Source organism: Salmonella sp. SSDFZ69, from assembly GCF_004010755.1.
Taxonomy (GTDB): domain Bacteria; phylum Pseudomonadota; class Gammaproteobacteria; order Enterobacterales; family Enterobacteriaceae; genus Salmonella; species Salmonella enterica.
This window is the reverse complement of the sequence record NZ_CP034831.1, coordinates 3,341,320-3,361,349: the sequence shown is the minus strand read 5'-3', so window position 1 is coordinate 3,361,349 and position 20,030 is coordinate 3,341,320. Positions and strand designations below refer to the sequence as shown.

General features: G+C 52.7%; 19 protein-coding genes and 1 other RNA gene. 10 read left to right on the top strand and 10 right to left on the bottom strand.

Annotated elements, in window-relative coordinates; translation table 11 throughout:
• Positions 1–62 precede the first annotated feature (62 nt).
• Entirely contained in the window at positions 63–1,763 is a 1,701-nt protein-coding gene (locus EOS98_RS16820) for an SgrR family transcriptional regulator (RefSeq protein WP_126524226.1), read from the bottom strand.
• A 100-nt stretch (positions 1,764–1,863) separates the two neighbouring features.
• On the opposite strand from EOS98_RS16820, the gene cof reads away from it, so the two are divergent.
• Positions 1,864–2,682, top strand: coding sequence for an HMP-PP phosphatase (gene cof, locus EOS98_RS16815; RefSeq protein ID WP_000113040.1), 819 nt, complete (start codon positions 1,864–1,866; stop codon positions 2,680–2,682).
• Between the two features lie 49 nt (positions 2,683–2,731).
• On the opposite strand, the gene cdsH is transcribed toward cof, so the two are convergent.
• Positions 2,732–3,787 (bottom strand): cysteine desulfhydrase, encoded by a 1,056-nt coding sequence (cdsH, locus tag EOS98_RS16810; protein ID WP_000987849.1) that lies wholly within the window; start codon positions 3,785–3,787, stop codon positions 2,732–2,734.
• Positions 3,788–3,899: 112 nt separating this feature from the next.
• On the opposite strand from cdsH, the gene decR reads away from it, so the two are divergent.
• From decR to amtB, 5 genes are all read left to right on the top strand, one after another.
• Entirely contained in the window at positions 3,900–4,358 is a 459-nt protein-coding gene (gene decR, locus EOS98_RS16805) for a DNA-binding transcriptional regulator DecR (RefSeq protein ID WP_000884593.1), read from the top strand.
• A 40-nt stretch (positions 4,359–4,398) separates the two neighbouring features.
• On the top strand, positions 4,399–6,171 hold the full coding sequence (locus EOS98_RS16800) for a SmdA family multidrug ABC transporter permease/ATP-binding protein (protein ID WP_001235559.1): 1,773 nt from the start codon (positions 4,399–4,401) through the stop codon (positions 6,169–6,171).
• Positions 6,164–7,945, top strand: coding sequence for a SmdB family multidrug efflux ABC transporter permease/ATP-binding protein (locus EOS98_RS16795; RefSeq protein ID WP_001256074.1), 1,782 nt, complete (start codon positions 6,164–6,166; stop codon positions 7,943–7,945). The genes EOS98_RS16800 and EOS98_RS16795 overlap by 8 nt, the downstream gene beginning before the upstream one ends.
• Positions 7,946–8,157: 212 nt before the next feature.
• Complete coding sequence (gene glnK / locus EOS98_RS16790; protein WP_000780341.1) at positions 8,158–8,496, top strand: P-II family nitrogen regulator; 339 nt, start codon at positions 8,158–8,160, stop codon at positions 8,494–8,496.
• 31 nt (positions 8,497–8,527) lie between these two features.
• Positions 8,528–9,814 carry an ammonium transporter AmtB gene (gene amtB, locus EOS98_RS16785; protein ID WP_023212899.1) on the top strand — a complete coding sequence of 429 codons (1,287 nt, stop codon included), beginning with the start codon at positions 8,528–8,530 and terminating at the stop codon, positions 9,812–9,814.
• Between the two features lie 99 nt (positions 9,815–9,913).
• Here amtB and tesB read toward each other — a convergent pair whose 3' ends face one another.
• Positions 9,914–10,774, bottom strand: a complete 861-nt coding sequence (gene tesB / locus EOS98_RS16780) for an acyl-CoA thioesterase II (protein WP_000084180.1) — start codon at positions 10,772–10,774, stop codon at positions 9,914–9,916.
• 214 nt (positions 10,775–10,988) lie between these two features.
• Between tesB and EOS98_RS16775 the strand changes: the two genes are divergently transcribed.
• Complete coding sequence (locus EOS98_RS16775; protein ID WP_000779802.1) at positions 10,989–11,558, top strand: YbaY family lipoprotein; 570 nt, start codon at positions 10,989–10,991, stop codon at positions 11,556–11,558.
• A 32-nt stretch (positions 11,559–11,590) separates the two neighbouring features.
• Here EOS98_RS16775 and EOS98_RS16770 read toward each other — a convergent pair whose 3' ends face one another.
• On the bottom strand, positions 11,591–11,980 hold the full coding sequence (locus EOS98_RS16770; RefSeq protein WP_126524225.1) for an MGMT family protein: 390 nt from the start codon (positions 11,978–11,980) through the stop codon (positions 11,591–11,593).
• Positions 11,981–12,064: 84 nt separating this feature from the next.
• On the opposite strand from EOS98_RS16770, the gene ffs reads away from it, so the two are divergent.
• Positions 12,065–12,161, top strand: an RNA gene (gene ffs, locus EOS98_RS16765) — signal recognition particle sRNA small type.
• Positions 12,162–12,210: 49 nt separating this feature from the next.
• On the opposite strand, the gene EOS98_RS16760 is transcribed toward ffs, so the two are convergent.
• A complete protein-coding gene (locus EOS98_RS16760) occupies positions 12,211–13,761 on the bottom strand; it encodes an EAL domain-containing protein (RefSeq protein ID WP_126524224.1) in 1,551 nt (516 codons plus the stop codon).
• 224 nt (positions 13,762–13,985) lie between these two features.
• Here EOS98_RS16760 and EOS98_RS16755 point away from each other — a divergent pair, with 224 nt between their 5' ends.
• Both EOS98_RS16755 and ykgO read left to right on the top strand, forming a co-directional pair.
• Positions 13,986–14,249 carry a type B 50S ribosomal protein L31 gene (locus EOS98_RS16755; protein ID WP_000801416.1) on the top strand — a complete coding sequence of 88 codons (264 nt, stop codon included), beginning with the start codon at positions 13,986–13,988 and terminating at the stop codon, positions 14,247–14,249.
• 1 nt (position 14,250) lies between these two features.
• Positions 14,251–14,391 carry a type B 50S ribosomal protein L36 gene (gene ykgO / locus EOS98_RS16750; protein WP_001197749.1) on the top strand — a complete coding sequence of 47 codons (141 nt, stop codon included), beginning with the start codon at positions 14,251–14,253 and terminating at the stop codon, positions 14,389–14,391.
• Between the two features lie 55 nt (positions 14,392–14,446).
• Here the strand turns inward: ykgO and EOS98_RS16745 are convergent, their stop codons facing one another.
• The 5 genes from EOS98_RS16745 to acrB form a co-directional block, all read right to left on the bottom strand.
• Positions 14,447–14,917: a YlaC family protein gene (locus tag EOS98_RS16745; RefSeq protein ID WP_126524223.1), complete on the bottom strand. Its 471-nt coding sequence runs from the start codon at positions 14,915–14,917 to the stop codon at positions 14,447–14,449.
• 117 nt (positions 14,918–15,034) lie between these two features.
• Positions 15,035–15,586 (bottom strand): maltose O-acetyltransferase, encoded by a 552-nt coding sequence (maa, locus tag EOS98_RS16740; protein WP_001278793.1) that lies wholly within the window; start codon positions 15,584–15,586, stop codon positions 15,035–15,037.
• 178 nt (positions 15,587–15,764) lie between these two features.
• Complete coding sequence (locus EOS98_RS16735; RefSeq protein ID WP_001280991.1) at positions 15,765–15,983, bottom strand: HHA domain-containing protein; 219 nt, start codon at positions 15,981–15,983, stop codon at positions 15,765–15,767.
• Positions 15,984–16,010: 27 nt separating this feature from the next.
• Positions 16,011–16,385, bottom strand: a complete 375-nt coding sequence (gene tomB, locus EOS98_RS16730; protein ID WP_000344807.1) for an Hha toxicity modulator TomB — start codon at positions 16,383–16,385, stop codon at positions 16,011–16,013.
• A gap of 495 nt (positions 16,386–16,880) precedes the next feature.
• Positions 16,881–20,030, bottom strand: coding sequence for an efflux RND transporter permease AcrB (gene acrB / locus EOS98_RS16725; RefSeq protein WP_126524222.1), 3,150 nt, complete (start codon positions 20,028–20,030; stop codon positions 16,881–16,883).

Below are 20,030 nucleotides of genomic sequence, written 5' to 3'. Positions count from 1 at the left end.
TTATCCTGATCAATGACGAAAGCCAATATGGTAACGCGTACGGATAATCCCGACCAGCTTCTTCACGGCGAAGGCGGCGGAAGCCAGGCTTCGCTAAATTCAAACCAGCCGCGAGGGGTGAGTCGAACGCCGTTAACGCCCGGTGGGGCGCTGATGCGATAGTGATAATTAAACAGCGGCGTAAGTGTGGCGTCATCCATCAGGTTGGCAAAAACTTGTTGTAGCGCGGCGCGGCGATCTTTTTCATTGGGCTGAATTTGCAGAGCGTCAAGCGTAGCCTGCAGATGGGAAAACGCAGGCGCGTCCAGGACATGCGGCCAGATCTGATCGCAACGTAGCCACTGCTCCAGCGTATATTCCGGCGCTTCGCCGATCAGCCTGTCGCCCATCATCAGATCCGCTTGCGCCAACGCAGGGCAGTTATCCCAGTTTTTGGCATTATGAAAAATCAACGTTAACTCACAGCCGAGCGTCGCCAGGTAATGTCGAAGCTGTTCCGCCATCGTATGCAGCTCTACGGGAAGGTGGTACGCCAGGGTAAGTTTTTTCGGCAATGGCGTTTCATCAACGTCCTGCCATTGCGGGATTGTCCAGCCGGGTAGCAGCTCCTGACTTGGCATAATCAAGTTCTCATCTACCGGCAAGGTTTTCAGCAGCGAAGTATGATGGATAATATATATCAGACGCCGCGCCTGCTGTACGTTGAGCCGTGAGCCCTTTTTGAGGGTTAAATAACAAAAGCCAAGACTGATACCACTACTTACCTGACTCAGCGTCGCCAGCTCTTCCGGTTTGCCGATGGCAATCTGCACCGGATGGCGGCAACTGGTGCCCAGATCCTGGGCAAACAGTTGCGGGGTGATCCAGAATTCAATCGCTTTCAGCAGCGGATGGCTGAGGTGATAATGGTCATGACTTTCCAGACGCACCAGTTCCGGTGTGAACAACGCCAGGCGAAAAGGACCAGTGCCGATAAGCGGCAGGTCAGGATGCGCCAGACCGCTACAATAGCTCGCCAGACGATGCGCCAGCCAGTAATCAGGTCGGTGAAGGAGAAATGTCAGGCACTGAGGATGCGTTACTTCGATCCGTGCGACGCTAATAAACAATTTGCTTAGCGCCGGTAGGGTAAGCAGCCTTTCCAGACGTTCGTGTAGCTGCGCGGTATCCACCGCATCGCCATTATGCCAGTGCAGCGTGGAGCGAATATAAAAATCCCAGCGTAAACCGTCGGCGGAAACCTTCCAGTGATGCGCCAAATCCCCGCAAGGATATTGGCTATCGTGGTCGAAGCGCGTTAACCCGGAAAAAACTTGCCCTGCGAGATGCTGTTCCGCGCGTCCTGGCAGGAAACCCGGCTGCAGCGGATCAAGCGGACGATAGTAGGGAATACGCAATGTCGGCGTATCGTTTTGCCATTGACCGCCCATAAAAGGCTGGAGCATCGCCCGTAACTCGCCCGGCGCCAGCTGCGCCAGTTCCAGTACGTTGAGCTGCTGCCCTTTTTCCAGCGCCTGTTCCATCATGGCGGTGCGGAGCGATTCCGGCGTGACCAGAAACTGGAGCCGTCCACGTTTCCCGCGCCCGGACTGCGCCTCCCATCTTAGCCAACCCGCCTGCTGGGCCTGACGCAGCAGCGTTCGCAGATGGCGCTCGCTACAAAAACAGCGTTCGGCCAGTTCGCTAACGGTGACATGTTGCGTTTCCCCGGCGGAAGGCTGCCAGAGGCGTTGATATTGATTAAGCCGATTCAGTAGCCTCATAGAAACCCGGAACACTTCCTTTTATCTGTTCACTATTACTTCCGTATATCTCAGGTAATACTGAACAACAAGTTAACCGCGTCACAGTGTGGAGAAAGAGATGGCCCGTCTGGCAGCATTTGATATGGATGGCACGTTATTAATGCCCGATCACCATTTGGGTAGAGAAACGATCGCCACGCTGTCGCGTCTGCGCGAACGCGATATCACCCTGACATTCGCTACGGGTCGTCATGTGCTGGAGATGCGGCATATTCTGGGGACGCTTTCACTGGATGCTTATCTTATTACCGGTAACGGGACGCGAATTCACTCGCTGGAAGGCGACGTGCTGCATCGTCAGGATCTCGATCCTCAGGTTGCCGATACGGTGATGCACCATGCCTGGGATACCCGAGCCAGTATGCATGTGTTTAATGACAACGGCTGGTTTACAGGCCAGGAGATCCCCGCGCTACTCCAGGCGCACGTCTACAGCGGCTTTCGTTATCAGGTTATCGATATAAAAAGTATTCCGGCCCATCAGGTGACGAAGATCTGTTTTTGCGGCGATCATGACGATCTGATCCGTTTGCGCATTCAGCTCAATGAGGCGCTGGAAGAACGCGCGCACCTCTGTTTCTCTGCCGTCGACTGCCTGGAAGTGCTACCGCTGGGGTGCAATAAAGGATCGGCGCTGGCGGTATTGAGCAACCATTTAGGGCTTTCACTGGCAGATTGCATGGCGTTTGGCGACGCGATGAACGATCGGGAAATGCTGGGCAGCGTCGGGCGGGGGCTCATTATGGGCAATGCCATGCCGCAGCTTATCGCCGCGCTGCCACACCTTTCGGTTATCGGACATTGTGGTAATCAAGCGGTATCACACTTTTTGACGCATTGGCTGGACAATCCGCATCTACCTTATTCCCCCGAATGAGAGATCTCTTCCAGCAAGCCAGACATTCAGTCTGGCTTTTTTTTGGTTTCTAGTCGCCGGTAAGTAATTTTGCGATGGCCGCTGACCACGGCGTCAAATCGCCGATATGGTCGCTAACCCAGGCCGGATGGTAATAGGTATCCAGATAGCGATCGCCGCTATCGCACAATAACGTCACGATAGCGCCGGTTTCTCCAGCCTCGCGCATCCGGGCCGCAAGCTGCAGCGCTCCCCACATATTCGTGCCGGTAGAGGCGCCGACTTTACGGCCTAGCTGCGTTTCCAGCCAGTGTGCGGTGGCAACGCTGGCGGCGTCCGGCACGCGCAGCATCTCATCCACGACATCCGGAATAAAAGAAGGCTCTACTCGCGGACGACCAATTCCTTCAATTTTACTGCCCACCGGGCTGCGTAATGAAGCGTCGCGATCCTGCCAGTAAGGTAAAAAGACGGAATTTTCCGGATCCACCACCATGAGCTGAGTATCATAGCCCTGGCAGCGAATATAGCGCCCAATCGTCGCAGAGGTTCCGCCTGTTCCGGCGCTCATGACGATAAATCGCGGTACCGGATGGGGTTCGTTGCGCATCTGGCGGAAAATACTGTCGGCAATATTATTGTTGCCCCGCCAGTCGGTAGCTCGTTCTGCGTAGGTAAACTGGTCCATATAGTGACCGTTCAGTTCATGCGCCAGCCGCTCGGAGGCGGCATAAATTTCGCAGGCGCTCTCCACAAAATGACAGTGGCCGCCGTAAAATTGAATCTGTTCGATTTTACGTTTTGCGGTACAGGCGGGCATGACGGCGATGAACGGCAGTCCCAGTAAACGCGCGAACCAGGCTTCGGAAATCGCCGTTGAGCCTGATGACGCTTCAATAATCGGAGTGCCTTCTTTAATCCAGCCATTGCACAGCCCATAAAGGAACAGCGAGCGCGCCAGGCGATGCTTGAGGCTACCGGTGGGATGCGTGCTTTCATCTTTCAGGTAAAGCTGGATACCTGGAAATGCCGACAGGGGCAAACGAATAAGATGCGTATCCGCCGAGCGCTGGTGGTCAGCGTTAATTTCATTAATGGCATTTTTAACCCAATTGCTACTCATCATTAATATCCATTTATCATTTTGTGCCAAGAGTAGCGAAAAGTACGGAAAAAATTGTTGCTATTTGACCTTTAAATTACAATGTAAGGAGAAAAATATTCTCTATGGAGTGGGTATGTTAGATAAAATTGACCGTAAGCTGCTTTGCTTATTGCAGCAGGATTGTACCCTCTCTTTGCAGGCGCTGGCGGATGCCGTTAATCTGACGACAACGCCTTGCTGGAAGCGGCTTAAACGCCTGGAAGATGACGGTATCCTGCTTGGCAGGGTCGCGCTGCTGGACCCGGAAAAACTGGGTCTGGGATTAACCGCTTTTGTGTTGATAAAAACGCAGCACCACAGCAGTGAATGGTACTGTCGGTTCGTGACCGTCGTCTCTGAGATGCCGGAAGTGCTTGGCTTCTGGCGAATGGCGGGGGAATACGACTATCTGATGCGAGTTCAGGTGGCCGACATGAAGCGGTATGACGACTTCTATAAACGTCTGGTCAATAGCGTCCCAGGACTGTCAGACGTCACCTCCAGTTTTGCGATGGAACAGATTAAGTACACCACCTCTCTGCCCATTGAATAATTCTCCCGGTATTGCCGGAAATCATATCAGGAAATAACGCGTGCGATTATTTGCTCAATTAAGCTGGTACTTTCGCCGGGAATGGCGTCGCTATCTTGGCGCGGTGGCCCTGCTTATGCTTATTGCGATGCTTCAGCTGATCCCGCCCAAAGTGGTGGGGATTGTCGTGGATGGCGTAACCGCACAGCATTTTACTCCAGGCCGAATAGCGATGTGGATTGGCACCATTGCCCTGATCGCCGTAGTGGTCTATTTGTTGCGCTATGTCTGGCGCGTGCTGCTATTTGGCGCTTCTTATCAATTAGCCGTCGAACTGCGTGAGGATTATTATCGCCAGCTGAGTCGTCAGCATCCTGAATTTTATCAGCGCCATCGGACGGGCGATCTTATCGCGCGCGCGACGAATGATGTGGATCGCGTCGTATTTGCGGCGGGCGAGGGCGTTCTGACGCTGGTTGACTCGCTGGTAATGGGCTGCGCGGTACTGATTGTCATGTCGACGCAAATTAGCTGGCAGCTAACGCTATTAGCGCTGTTGCCAATGCCGATTATGGCGCTGATGATCAAACGTTACGGCGATCGGCTGCATGATTATTTCAAACTGGCGCAGGCCGCCTTCTCCAGCCTGAACGATCGCACGCAGGAGAGTCTGACCAGCATCCGCATGATCAAAGCGTTTGGTCTGGAGGATCGCCAGTCTTCGCTGTTTGCGGCGGATGCCGAAGATACCGGCAAGAAAAATATGCGCGTGGCGCGTATTGACGCGCGTTTTGATCCAACCATTTACATCGCCATTGGCATGGCGAACCTGCTCGCGATTAGCGGCGGAAGCTGGATGGTGGTTAACGGCAGCCTGACGCTGGGCGAACTCACCAGCTTTATGATGTATCTGGGGTTGATGATTTGGCCGATGCTGGCGCTGGCCTGGATGTTTAATATCGTGGAGCGGGGTAGCGCCGCATACAGCCGCATCCGCGCCATGCTGGCGGAAGCGCCGGTAGTTAAGGATGGCGAAGAGCCGGTCCCGGCGGGGCGTGGCGAACTGACGGCGGCCATTCGTGAGTTTTGCTATCCGCAAACGACGCATCCGGCGCTGGAGAATGTGAACTTTCGTCTTAAACCGGGTCAGATGCTGGGGATATGCGGTCCGACCGGCGCGGGGAAAAGCACAATATTGTCGCTTATCCAGCGCCATTTTGATGTGACGCAGGGAGAGATCCGATTCCATGACATGCCGTTGACGCATCTGCAACTGGATAGCTGGCGTAGCCGACTGGCGGTTGTCAGTCAGACGCCGTTTTTGTTCTCGGACTCTATTGCCAATAATATTGCGCTCGGACGCCCGGAGGCGACTCAGGAGGAGATTGAACAGGTGGCGCGTTTAGCCAGCGTACATGAGGATATTCTCCGCTTGCCTCAGGGCTACGACACGCAGGTAGGTGAACGTGGCGTCATGTTATCGGGAGGGCAAAAACAGCGTATCTCGATTGCCAGAGCGCTACTGTTAAATGCGGAAATTCTGCTTCTCGATGATGCGCTTTCTGCAGTAGATGGCCGCACGGAGCATCAGATTTTGCATAATTTGCGCCAGTGGGGCGAAGGGCGTACGGTCATCATCAGCGCGCATCGTTTATCCGCGCTGACCGACGCCAATGAAATTATCGTTATGCAACATGGTCATGTTGTTCAGCGCGGCGATCACGATCAACTGGCGCAGCAGATTGGCTGGTATCGCGATATGTATCGCTATCAGCAACTGGAGGCCGCTCTGGATGACGCGCCGGAACGCGGCGAGGAGGCGGCGAATGCGTAGTTTTGGACAGCTATGGCCGACGCTGAAACGGTTGCTGGCGTATGGCTCGCCATGGCGAAAACCGCTCTCTGTCGCGGTGATGATGCTGTGGATTGCGGCAGCGGCGGAGGTTAGCGGTCCGCTGCTGATCAGCTATTTCATTGATAACATGGTGGCCCGCCACCATTTACCGTTGGGCAAGGTCGCGGGGCTGGCGGCCGCCTATGTGGGGCTACAGTTTCTGGCGGCGGGTCTCCATTACGCCCAGTCTTTATTATTTAACCGGGCGGCCGTTGGCGTGGTTCAGTCCTTGCGCACGGACGTCATGGATGCCGCCTTGCGTCAGCCGCTAAGCGCCTTCGACACGCAGCCTGTCGGACAATTAATTTCACGCGTGACCAACGATACGGAAGTCATCCGCGATCTGTACGTCACGGTCGTCGCGACGGTATTACGTAGCGCGGCGTTGATCGGCGCCATGCTGGTCGCCATGTTCAGCCTTGACTGGCGGATGGCGCTGGTGGCGATTTTGATTTTTCCGGCGGTATTGACCGTGATGATCATTTATCAGCGCTACAGCACGCCGATTGTACGCCGCGTGCGGGCATATCTGGCGGATATTAACGACGGCTTTAACGAAATCATCAACGGGATGAGCGTAATTCAGCAGTTTCGCCAGCAGGCGCGCTTCGGCGAACGCATGGGCGAGGCCAGCCGCTCGCACTACATGGCGCGGATGCAGACGCTGCGCTTAGACGGCTTTTTATTGCGTCCGCTGCTTAGCCTCTTTTCCGCGCTCATTTTGTGCGGTCTGTTGATGCTTTTCAGCTTTACGTCTGCCGGCACGATTGAGGTCGGAGTGCTGTATGCGTTCATTAGCTATTTGTCACGTCTGAACGAGCCGCTCATTGAACTGACCACCCAGCAATCCATGCTACAGCAGGCGGTTGTGGCGGGAGAGCGTGTTTTTGAACTGATGGATCGCCCGCGCCAGCGCTATGGCAGCGACGACAGGCCGTTACAAAGCGGGGCGATTGATATTGATCATCTGTCGTTTGCTTACCGCGACGATAATCTTGTTTTACAGGACATTACGCTCTCAGTACCGTCCCGTAGCTTTGTGGCGCTGGTGGGGCACACCGGCAGCGGGAAGAGCACGCTCGCCAGCTTATTAATGGGGTATTACCCCCTGACACAAGGCGAAATTCGGCTGGATGGGCGAGAGATCTCCTCTCTTAATCATCGCGTTTTACGCCAGGGCGTGGCGATGGTTCAACAGGACCCGGTAGTGATGGCGGATACCTTTCTGGCTAATGTGACGCTGGGGCGCGATGTCTCCGAGGCGCAGGTGTGGCAGGCGCTGGAAACGGTACAATTGGCAGATCTGGCGCGCGGCTTGAGCGACGGGCTGCATACGCATCTCGGCGAGCAGGGAAATACGCTGTCCGTCGGGCAAAAACAGCTATTGGCGCTGGCGCGCGTGCTGGTTGACGCCCCGCAAATATTAATTCTTGATGAAGCGACGGCCAGCATCGATTCCGGCACTGAGCAGGCGATACAGCAGGCGCTGGCGGCGATTCGCGAGCGCACCACGCTGGTGGTTATTGCCCATCGTCTATCGACAATCGTGGAGGCGGATACCATTCTGGTTCTCCATCGCGGCCAGGCGGTGGAGCGCGGGACGCATCAACAATTGCTGGCGGCGCAAGGGCGCTACTGGCAAATGTATCAATTACAGTTAGTTGGCGAGGAGTTAGCCGCCAGCGTACACGAAGAACCCGGCCCTGCGGCGTAAGGTTTGGCGCCACAGGGCAAAACCTCGCCCATCATGCACCGTCGTGGTGCGTTTTTCTTTCCCTGCTTCGATTTTGGGGCGCGTCAATATAAAGACGCGCCGCTAACCGCGCTTTTCCTCGCTCGCCAGCTTCTGGCACATCCTTTGCAATATCCATTCTGAAGAGTCCATGCGCGGCGGCAGCCGTTACCTAATTCTGACTGGAGGGTTCTATGAAGCTGGTTACCGTAATTATCAAACCGTTCAAGCTGGAGGACGTGCGGGAGGCGCTTTCTTCCATTGGCATTCAGGGACTGACCGTCACCGAAGTGAAAGGGTTTGGCCGTCAGAAAGGACACGCCGAACTGTATCGCGGCGCGGAGTACAGCGTGAATTTCCTGCCGAAGGTCAAAATTGATGTGGCTATCGCCGACGACCAACTGGAAGAGGTGATCGATATCATCAGTAAAGCGGCTTACACCGGAAAAATTGGCGACGGCAAAATTTTCGTCGCGGAGCTCATGCGCGTTATTCGGATTCGTACCGGCGAAGCTGACGAAGCAGCGCTGTAAGACCCGCCACACAGCAACAGGAAATGAAAAAATGAAGATAGCGATGATAAAAACCACACTGGCTTCACTGGCGCTGCTGCCTGGGCTAACGATAGCCGCGCCGGCGGTTGCCGATAAAGCGGATAGTGCTTTTATGATGATTTGCACCGCGCTGGTGCTGTTCATGACGATACCGGGTATCGCGCTGTTTTACGGCGGATTAATTCGCGCCAAGAACGTGCTGTCAATGTTAACGCAAGTGACCGTCACCTTTGCGCTGGTCTGTATTTTATGGGTGGTGTACGGCTATTCGCTGGCTTTTGGCGAAGGGAATCATTTCTTCGGTAATGCTGATGGAGCGATGTTGAAGAATATCGCGTTGACGGCGGTAACGGGTACGATTTATCAGTATATTCATGTCGCGTTTCAGGGATCTTTCGCCTGTATTACCGTCGGGCTGATTGTCGGCGCGCTGGCGGAGCGTATTCGTTTTTCGGCGGTACTGATTTTTGTCGTGGTGTGGTTCACGCTCTCTTATATCCCGATTGCGCACATGGTGTGGGGCGGCGGCCTGCTGGCTGCTCACGGCGCGCTGGATTTTGCCGGTGGTACGGTGGTGCATATTAACGCCGCTATCGCCGGGCTGGTAGGGGCTTATTTAATTGGCAAACGCGTCGGCTTTGGGAAAGAAGCATTTAAACCCCATAACCTGCCGATGGTCTTTACCGGTACTGCGATTCTGTATATCGGCTGGTTTGGATTTAACGCGGGTTCTGCTGGTAGCGCAAACGAGATAGCAGCGCTGGCCTTTGTGAACACCGTGGTGGCGACCGCCGCCGCGATTCTGGGGTGGATTATCGGCGAGTGGACGCTACGCGGTAAGCCTTCCCTGCTGGGAGCCTGTTCCGGCGCGATTGCCGGTCTGGTCGGCGTGACGCCAGCCTGTGGCTATGTTGGCGTTGGCGGCGCGCTGGTTATCGGCGTTATTGCGGGTCTGGCGGGATTGTGGGGAGTCACCATGCTTAAACGTCTGCTACGGGTAGATGATCCGTGCGACGTATTTGGCGTTCACGGCGTTTGCGGAATAGTCGGCTGTATCCTGACCGGCGTTTTTGCCGCCAGTTCGCTGGGCGGCGTTGGCTTTGTCGACGGCGTTACGATGGGACATCAGGTGATGGTACAGCTGGAAAGTATTGCTATTACGGTCGTCTGGTCCGGCGTTGTCGCGTTTGTTGGTTACAAACTGGCGGATATCTTTGTTGGACTGCGTGTACCGGAAGAGCAGGAGCGCGAGGGGCTGGATGTGAACAGTCACGGCGAGAATGCGTATAACGCGTGATTGCGCAACATGCCTGATGGCGCTGCGCTTACCCAGTCTACTGTAGGCCGGATAAGCGCAGCGTCATCAGGCCATTAACGCCGCATAGCGGCATGTTTTTTAATTGTGATTACGCATTACCCCTTCCTGCACGGTTGAAGCGACCAGCGCGCCATCCTGAGTATAAAACTCGCCGCGAACAAAGCCCCGGGCGCTGGAGGCGGAAGTGCTCTCCACGCTATAAAGTAGCCATTCATTAAAATTGAACGGGCGATGGAACCACATAGAGTGATCGATAGTGGCGATCTGAATGCCCTTTTCCAGAAAACCGATGCCGTGAGGCTGAAGCGCGACGGGAAGGAAATTCAGGTCAGAGGCATATCCCAGTAAATATTGATGGACGCGAATGTCATCCGGAACGGTGCCGTTGGCGCGAATCCATACCTGACGCACAGGCGCGGCGACGTGACCTTTCAACGGATTGTGAAATTCGACGGGACGAATTTCCAGCGGGCGATCGCAGAGAAACTTTTCTTTCAGAATCGGCGGCAGTAAATGCGCCAGCGATTGCGCGATTTCCGTTTCTGACGGTAGTCCTTCCGGCCCGACTACCGTCGGCATGGTTTTTTGATGTTCAAAACCCGGTTCCGGCGCCTGGAATGAGGCGGTCATGTAAAAGATGGGTTTCCCGTTCTGAATAGCGGCAACGCGGCGGGCGCTGAAGCTATTCCCATCGCGCAGCACTTCTACGTCATAGATAATGGGTTTTTGGCTGTCGCCTGGCCGCAGAAAATAACTGTGGAATGAATGCACCAGTCGCGCTTCCGGCACCGTTTCTTTGGCGGCATAGAGCGCCTGGCCCACCACCTGACCGCCAAATACCTGGCGCAGCCCTAAGTCTTCACTTTGGCCCCGAAAGAGTCCTTCTTCAATTTTTTCCAGATTCAATAATGTCAGCAAATTATTCAGTGTCTGACTCATACATACTCTCCAGGTGACAACGATGCCGAAGCGAGGTAGGGCAGAGTATAACGCAATTTTGCAAGTGGTCCGATGGGTACAAAAGTCTGAATAACAGACCAATTCCAGGCAAAAATGAGTGACATGTGCCACACTTAATCACGTTATGTTTCTGTTAACCACTCTTCCGGCGGGGGGAAAGGCCTGCTGGTGCATTGATGATAAGGAGAATTGAATGAAACTCGTGCACATCGTAAGTGGTTTAGCGGTTGCGATATCTCTGGCGGCCTGCGCTGATAAAAGCGCTGATATCCAGACGCCTGCGCCAAACCCTAACATGTCGATTACAGCTAACCAGTCTACTATTCAGCAACCCAATGTTTCCGGTACCGTCTGGATCCGCCAGAAGGTCGCTCTGCCGCCAGATGCGGTGCTGACCGTGACGCTTTCAGATGCTTCGCTGGCTGATGCGCCGTCTAAGGTGCTGTCGCAAAAAGCGGTACGTACCGAAGGTAAACAGGCGCCTTTCAGTTTTGTGTTGCCGTTTAACCCATCAGATATTCAACCTAACGCGCGCATTCTCCTGAGCGCGGCCATCACCGTTGACAATAAGCTGGTATTTATTACCGATAGCGTGAAACCGGTGATTAACAATGGCGGTACTAAAGCGGATCTGACGCTGGTACCGGTACAGCAAACGGCGGTGCCTGTGCAGGCCAGCGGCGGTGCGACGACGACGGTTCCATCGACTTCGCCGACCCAGGTCAATCCGTCTTCTGCCGTTCCTGCGCCTACCCAGTATTAATCCTGCGCCAACCCTCTCCGTTACGGAGAGGGTTAATACACCCAGCGATAGCGTTGTAAATCGATTTGTCCGCTTCCCGACACCACCACGCCTTCCGCCAGTAATGCCTGACGTTGCCGTTGTAGATCCGGCCCGGTAAGTGATATTGCGCCGTGGCGGTTCACCACCCGATGCCATGGTAAAGTGCTGCCTTCCGGCAGACGTTTTAAAACTCCGCCGACCTGACGCGCCGCCCGAGGCGAACCGGCAAGCCGGGCGACATCACCGTAGGTCGTGACAAATCCTTCCGGGATCGAAGCGACGATTTGCCAGACGCGTTGAGGAAATGTGTCCTGAATATCCATAATATAATCCTGCGTTAATGCTTCAGGATAATCTGGAATAAGGGGGGAGGAAAGCCCGGATGCGCAAGAAACCAGCATCCGATGCCTGATGGGTTGCAATTGCACGATATAGCAGTGATAATGCGCCTGCGCGTTGGTTCACAACGCTCTCAATGGGGGCTCTGTTGGTTCTCCCGCAACGCTACTCTGTTTACCAGGTCAGGTCCGGAAGGAAGCAGCCAAGGCAGATGACGCGTGTGCCGGGATGTAGCTGGCAGGGCCCCCACCCATTTGTGCCTCTCCACACTGTTCTTTTCTGCTGTGCGACGTTATAGCCGCTGTTCCGCCCAAAGAATAAATGCCGTAGCGGGTAGGGGCTTACTGTATAACCAGCCCTGACCATAATGTACGCCATGCTGGCGTAGCCACTGTTCTTGCCTGGTCGTTTCGATGCCTTCTGCGACCATCTTAAGTTTGAGCGTTTTCGCCATTTCAATAATATGCGGCGTGACGTTTTTATATTCCAGCGCATCGACAAAAGATTTATCAATTTTAAGGACATCCACATCCAGATTTTGTAAGTAGCTGAGGCTGGAATAGCCGGTGCCAAAGTCATCAATATAAATGGAATGACCCGCGTTACGGTATCTGGCGACAATGGGCGCGCTGGTTTTCGGATCGGCGAACTCGCGCTCCGTTAACTCAAGCGTGATTTGCGACGGAGAAATTTGGCTACGGTTCAGCAGCGTGCTTAACAGCGTCGGCAACGTTTCCGACGCCAGATCGGATGCCTCAAGATTGATTGAAATATGTTGTTCGGGATGGGACTTTAACCAACTCCCCATGTCTTCAAAAACGGTTTCGATGATTAGCCGGGTTAGCGGCTCCGTGAGCCCGGTTTGTTCAGCCAGCGCGATAAAAATTTCCGGCGAAAGGAAGGTACCGTCCGCCTGTTGCCAGCGAGCTAAGGCTTCGGCACCGACAATTTTTCCGCTGCTCAGGGAGACAATAGGCTGATAGTGAACGTTAATTTCGCGATTGTCTATCGCATCCTGGAGACGGTGGCGGGGCGACTGTAGCCGACGCAAAATACGCAGAATAAAGGCCGCGGCCAGCAGACCCGTTACGATGCCCGCCGGTAGCCAGATAAACGCTTGTCGATACCAGCTCCTTTCCAGCGGAGCGGTCGGTGCCCAGCTTACGATAGTAATGCCCATTTCCGGAAAGGGGTGGATAGCATACTGAATGCCTCGGTTTTCCAGCCGCAGGGGCGTCTCATGGTGAATGAGCGGAAGAATAGCGGGGTCAAGGTTACCGCTGCTGGCAACCACAGTATTGCGTTCCCGGCCAATAATAGCGACGTCAATCGGCCATGCGCCAAACGGAATCACATCGATAAAGGACGCCGGGTCGATCATCACGATATAGCTGTCGCTCCCGAGTGCCGCCATATAGCGTTTTATACCCAGATCGTTTTGCGCCGTAAACCAGGCGCGATAACCATCGCGAGTGATTTTCATGGGCGGAGGGAACGCGGGAATATGGCTCTCTTTTTCAAGTGAGGAGCAAACGGGAATCGAATTTTTAAGATACAGAACTTCCTGGACATACCGAAAGCTATAAGACACGCGGCGCATGGCGAGTAAATGGGCGCTGCTGCAGGGCTCGCCTTTAAAGGAGGCAATATGCGTTAACGCGGCTTTTGCCTGGTCACTGACCCTTTCTGTACGTAGCGCCACCCGGGACGAGAAGATATCCAGCTCTTCGTTAAACCTTTTTTCAACTTGACGGTGCGCCAGCCACAGGCTCAATCCTATCGGGAAAAGGACAGACAGGATAAGCACTCCCGTTACCAGGCTGACCAGATGTCGTGTTGTCACAGTGATGTCCTTATAAACACAGCGTAGAGAAAGTATATCCGATCGTAAATCGCGCCCTCGAATGATAAAGCTATTTTATCGATTTTACAGATACAGGGGCCAGACTAACGCGTTACGCCACGTTGCTTTTGCCGCCAGGAAGAGATCGTGAATGTTTACCGGTTGAAAAAGGAGCGTTGATAGCGTATTTTATTGTTATGTTATAACATAATTGAGAGAGCGCAATGAAACCTGATATTCATCCTGTATACCGCACCGTCGTATTTCACGACACCAGCGCAAATGAATATGTGAAAGTGGGATCAACTATCAAAACTGAACGTGAAATCGAACTGGACGGCGTGACATATCCGTATGTCACTATTGATGTGTCATCAAAATCACATCCTTTTTATACCGGTAGACAGAAAACGTTTGATAGCGAAAGTAGCGCCGCACGCTTCCAGAAACGTTTTGGTCATTTTATCGGCGCTAAAAGGGGTAAATGAAATGCAGGTGTTAAACTCACTTCGCAATGCAAAACAACGGCATCCGGATTGCCAGATAGTCAAACGCAAAGGACGCTTATACGTGATTTGTAAAACAAATCCGCGTTTTAAGGCGGTTCAGGGGCGTAAAAAAAGACGTTAAAAAACCAACAGTTCAGGGAAAGCAGTGCGTACCAGGGAGGGTGCGCACTTTTTTATTACCGGCTGGCTTCTGCGCGGGCCAGCGTAAAAATATCGTAGAAGGAAAGTTCGCCCTTACGGGCAACCATTTTTTGCAGCTGGACTTTATGTTCATTATCCACCTGTGGAGACTGAAGAATCGTCTCAATGAGCGTGGGGGGAACAAAGCGGGTGTTGTACCATTCGCCGTTGTAACAGACCCGGAGGTCCAGCACATCGATGTCGTTATAGTGATAACGCGGGGCGATGTCGAAAAAGAAGAAGCAATTAAATGCGATAAATAACACCACTAACAGCCACACTGACCCCACCAGCGTTTCTGATTGCAGCATGACCGCCAGCGTCGCAAACCAGGCTGCATACATCGCGATAAATAACCCAGGATGCTTGCGGATAAAACTGATACTAAAACGCGGCCTGTTATCGCGTTTTTCACGGACGTTTAAGTCATCAATAGTTTCGCTAAGCAGGCGCTGTATCTCTGTCATCTTTTGCCTTCATGATTTCTGCGACATAGGGGGTAGTAACAGCCCATTTTAAAGGGAGGTGTAACGTGAAAAAAGTAACAGATTAACCACGAATTAGCATAACAGTTATCATTTTAACTACAATTTTTTAATGATTCGCGCCGGGTTTCCACCTACCACGACGTCTGGCGGTACGTTTTTTGTCACCACAGCGCCTGAAGCGACGACGACGTTATCGCCGATGGTTACGCCAGGATTAACGACGGCTCGTCCGCCTATCCAGACGTTATTTCCGATAGTGACGGGTTTACCTAATTCTCTGCCGCTGTTGCGTTCGACGGCGTCCAGCGGGTGCGTGGCGGTATAGATATGTACCCCTGGCGCGAGCATACAATTATCGCCAATATGAATTGGGCAAACATCAAGCATGACGCAGTCGAAGTTAGCGTAAAAGGAGTGACCAAGAAAAATATTATAGCCGTAGTCGCAACGAAAGGAAGGTTCAATATAGGCGTCTTCGCATCGACCCAACAGGTCGCGTAAAATCGCCTGACGCTTATTTATTTCATCAGGCGTAGTATAATTGTATTGATGGATGAGTTGACGCGCCCGCAGTCGATCCTGGCATAAAGTTTCATCGGTCGGGCAATACAGTGCCCCAGCGATCATTTTTTGTTTTTCGTCACTCATCGCGCGCTCCCCTTGGTGGATATTATCGCAATAGAAGCAATAATAAAGTATTAGAGGGAACGTTCCCTGCTATTGGTATGTGATCTATATCACTGTTCTATAATAGCCCGTTGTGTTATTAGCCAGAACGAGGAGGCAGATAACACCTGCGTGTTCTCTAAAAAGTAATGTAGCGTGATTAACGAATGAATTTCCATACTGAAGAGGGGATCTTGTCGTAGAGTTTGTTCATCGTCAATTCTGCAAGACGGTGATCCGCAGCTGAGTAAAATACAGCCAGTTCATTGTCGGACAATTCATATTTATTTTTCTCAATGACGCGCTCCAGAGTGTCAATTGTCTGACAGCGCCGTAAACGCATCAAATAATCAGTTTTAGTTAATGGTTTATCAGACATAAATTCTACCTATGATTGTAATAATTTTTAACAAGACAAACTAACAGGATTAGCCCTGGTGGCGTTGACGAAACAACGGAACAGGCGGTTGCCCGATTTACGCCATTTTTGCAAATCCTGCGTATTAATACCATAGCTGCTGAACAACATAAAGGTGTCGTCCAGGTATTCATCTATCTGCGCAATCAATTTATTGTCTTCATTGTACTTAATTTTATAATTAAGCGCGAAAGTTGCAATATGCTCTATCAGCTCATTGAGCTGCAGGTTGACTGCTGAGGTCGGGTCATTAACCCAGCCATGGTTGCTTTCTTCAAGGTTTGCAAGACAGTCATGATACAGGGTTTCGCAAAGAAATTTAAGCTGTGCTATATCATGTCTTTTGGGTGAGTATTCGTCCATAATGCATCCCCTTTTTAGTGGCTTAAACTAACCGAACACCTTCGGGATGGATACAACTAACTAACCTGGTACTTCCCACGTCACCTTATGATTTAACTATAATCTACTCTAAAAAACTTTTCATCGTCATATTACGAAAAATTACAATTGCGTGAAAGCCGCGTGTTGCCATACTTTTTCGAATTTTAACAGTGATCGTCGGTCGCCTAAAAAGGAACCAGTTTTATTGTTTGTGTAATCATTGGGTTAACGTTTTTTAGCTTTTCAGGCTAAAACAATAGACTCTGACAGGAGAAAATAGCCAGGAATATTCTTAATATTTCTTAATTAATGGCTGAATTAAGAAATGGCCAACTTTCCTAAGAAAAGCCTTTAACGCAGTAAGGATTATACCTTTTATTAATATGGCAAAAAATAATCAATCTAACAATAAGCGTATTTTATGATTTTTGTGTAAAAAAGGCCGCTTGCGCGGCCTTATCAACAGTGAGCAAATCAGCGATGTTCTGTCGAATGACTATGCTCAATATCTTCGCTTTTACGGCTAAAGCGGCGGCGTACCACCACGAAGAAGACCGGTACGAAGAAAATAGCCAGTACGGTTGCCGTTACCATCCCGCCCAGTACGCCAGTACCTACCGCATTCTGCGCGCCGGAACCCGCGCCGGAACTGATAACCAGCGGCATAACCCCCAGCATGAACGCTAACGAGGTCATCAGAATCGGGCGCAAACGCATCCGGACGGCCTCCAGCGTCGCTTCTACCAGACCTTTCCCTTCTTTATCCATTAAGTCTTTGGCGAATTCGACGATAAGTATCGCGTTCTTCGCCGACAACCCAATGGTTGTGAGCAGGCCCACCTGAAAGTAAACGTCGTTAGTCAGTCCGCGGAAGGTCGCAGCCAGCAGCGCGCCGATAACCCCAAGCGGAACAACCAGCATTACGGAGAACGGGATAGACCAGCTCTCATACAATGCCGCCAGACACAGGAAGACGACGATCAGCGAGATAGCATACAGGGCAGGGGCCTGGTTGCCGGACAACCGTTCCTGGTAGGACATCCCGGTCCAGTCATACCCAATGCCTGACGGCAGCTTGCTGGCCAGTTCCTCCATCATCGCCATCGCTTCACCAGTACTCTTGCCTGGCGCCGCCTGACCCAGAATTTCCATCGAAGGCAGACCGTTATAGCGTTCCAGACGTGGCGAACCATATTCCCAGCGGGAAGAGGAGAATGCGGAGAACGGCACCATCTGACCATCGCTACCACGAACGTACCAGTCGTTAATATCATCCGGCAACATGCGGTATTTCGCTTCGGACATCACGTAAACTTTCTTCACACGACCGCGATCGATAAAGTCGTTTACATAGCTGCCGCCCCATGCTGCGCCCAGCGTGGTATTAATGTCGCTAATAGACACGCCCAGCGCCTGAGCTTTTTCCTGGTCGATATCGATTTTAAACTGCGGCGTATCTTCCAGGCCGTTAGGTCGAACGCCGACCAGCAGATCAGGATATTTCGCCACCTCGCCGAACAACTGATTACGCGCCTGGGTGAGTTTTTCATGACCAAGTCCCGCCTGGTCAATCAACTCGAAGTCAAACCCGGTTGCGGTGCCCAGTTCAACAATCGCCGGCAGGTTAAAGGCGAAGACCATCGCATCTTTAATTTGTGAAAACGCTGCGGTTGCCCGCTGGGTAATCGCTTCAACCTTGTTTTTTTCGCCTGGACGATCGGCCCAGTCTTTCAACGACACGAATGCAATACCGGTATTCTGACCGCGCCCTGCAAAACCGAAGCCGTTGACGGCGAATACCGATTCAACGTTGGCTTTCTCTTTGTTCAGATAGTAATCCGTGACCTCATCCAGCACTTTTTGCGTGCGCTCTTGCGTCGCGCCGGCGGGGAGCTGGACCATTGTCAGGAATACGCCCTGGTCTTCATCTGGCAAGAAAGAGCTTGGCAGACGAACGAACAGATAAGCCATACCGACGACGATAATGAGATAGAGCAGCAGATAACGCCCGGTGCTGCGCAGAATATTGCCTACGCTATCGGTGTAGTGATGCGTGCTCTTATCAAACAGGCGGTTAAACCAGCCGAAAAAGCCTTTTTTCCCTTCGCCATGATCGCCTTTGGCGACGGGTTTGAGCATCGTCGCGCACAGCGCGGGCGTCAGGATCAGCGCGACCAGCACCGACAGCGCCATCGCCGATACGATGGTGATAGAGAACTGACGATAAATTGCCCCGGTTGAGCCGCCAAAGAAGGCCATCGGAATAAATACCGCCGACAGTACCATCGCGATACCCACCAATGCGCCCTGAATCTGGCCCATGGATTTGCGCGTCGCTTCCTTCGGCGGAAGGCCTTCTTCCGTCATAACACGTTCGACGTTCTCGACCACCACGATGGCGTCATCCACCAGCAAGCCGATGGCGAGCACCATCCCGAACATCGTCAGCGTGTTTATCGAGAAACCGAATGCCGCAAGCACGGCAAAGGTTCCCAACAACACCACCGGAACCGCAATAGTCGGAATCAACGTCGCGCGGAAGTTCTGCAGGAACAGGTACATCACCAGGAACACGAGGATAATCGCTTCGACCAGCGTTTTTACCACTTCATGAATAGAGATCTTCACGAACGGCGTGGTGTCATACGGGTAGACGATTTTCATCCCTGGCGGGAAGAACGGTTCCATTTTTTTCAGTTCGGCGCGAATAGCGGTAGCGGTATCCAGCGCGTTGGCGCCGGTAGCCAGTTTGATGCCAAGACCTGACGCTGGCTGACTGTTAAATTTCGCGATGACGTCGTAGTTTTCGCCGCCAAGCTCAATTTTCGCTACATCCCGCAGACGAACCTGAGAGCCATCCTGATTCACCTTCAGCAGGATTTTGCCAAACTCATCCGTTGAGGTCAGACGCGTTTGGGCAATAATCGATGCGTTAAGCTGCTGGCCTTTAACCGGCGGCGTACCACCGAGCTGACCTGCCGCGACCTGGGCGTTCTGCGCTTTGATCGCGTTAATCACGTCGACCGGCGTCAGTTGGTATTTGGTCAGCTCTGTCGGATTCATCCAGATACGCATCGCATACTGCGAACCAAACAGCTGGACGTCGCCCACCCCAGAGGTACGGCTGATCGGATCTTTCATATTGGCGGCAACGTAATCCGAAATATCCTCCTGGGTCATGGTGCCGTCGGTGTTAATGACGCCCACTACCATCAGGAAGCTACTTGAGGACTTCTCAACGCTCACGCCCTGTTGCTGTACTTCCTGGGGAAGTAACGGCATTGCCAGTTGCAACTTGTTCTGAACCTGAACCTGCGCGATGTCCGCATCGGTGCCGGATTCAAAGGTCAGCGTGATCTGCACGGTCCCCGTGGAGTCACTGTTGGAGGACATATACATCAGGTTATCGATACCGTTCATATTCTGTTCGATAACCTGCGTGACGGTATCCTGTACCGTTTTCGCATCAGCGCCAGGGTAGGTTGCGGAGATCGTCACTGCTGGTGGCGCAATCGTCGGATATTGCGCTACCGGCAATTTGAGGATCGCGAGCCCCCCTGCCAACATGATGATGATGGCGATCACCCACGCAAATATAGGGCGATCGATAAAGAAATTAGGCAT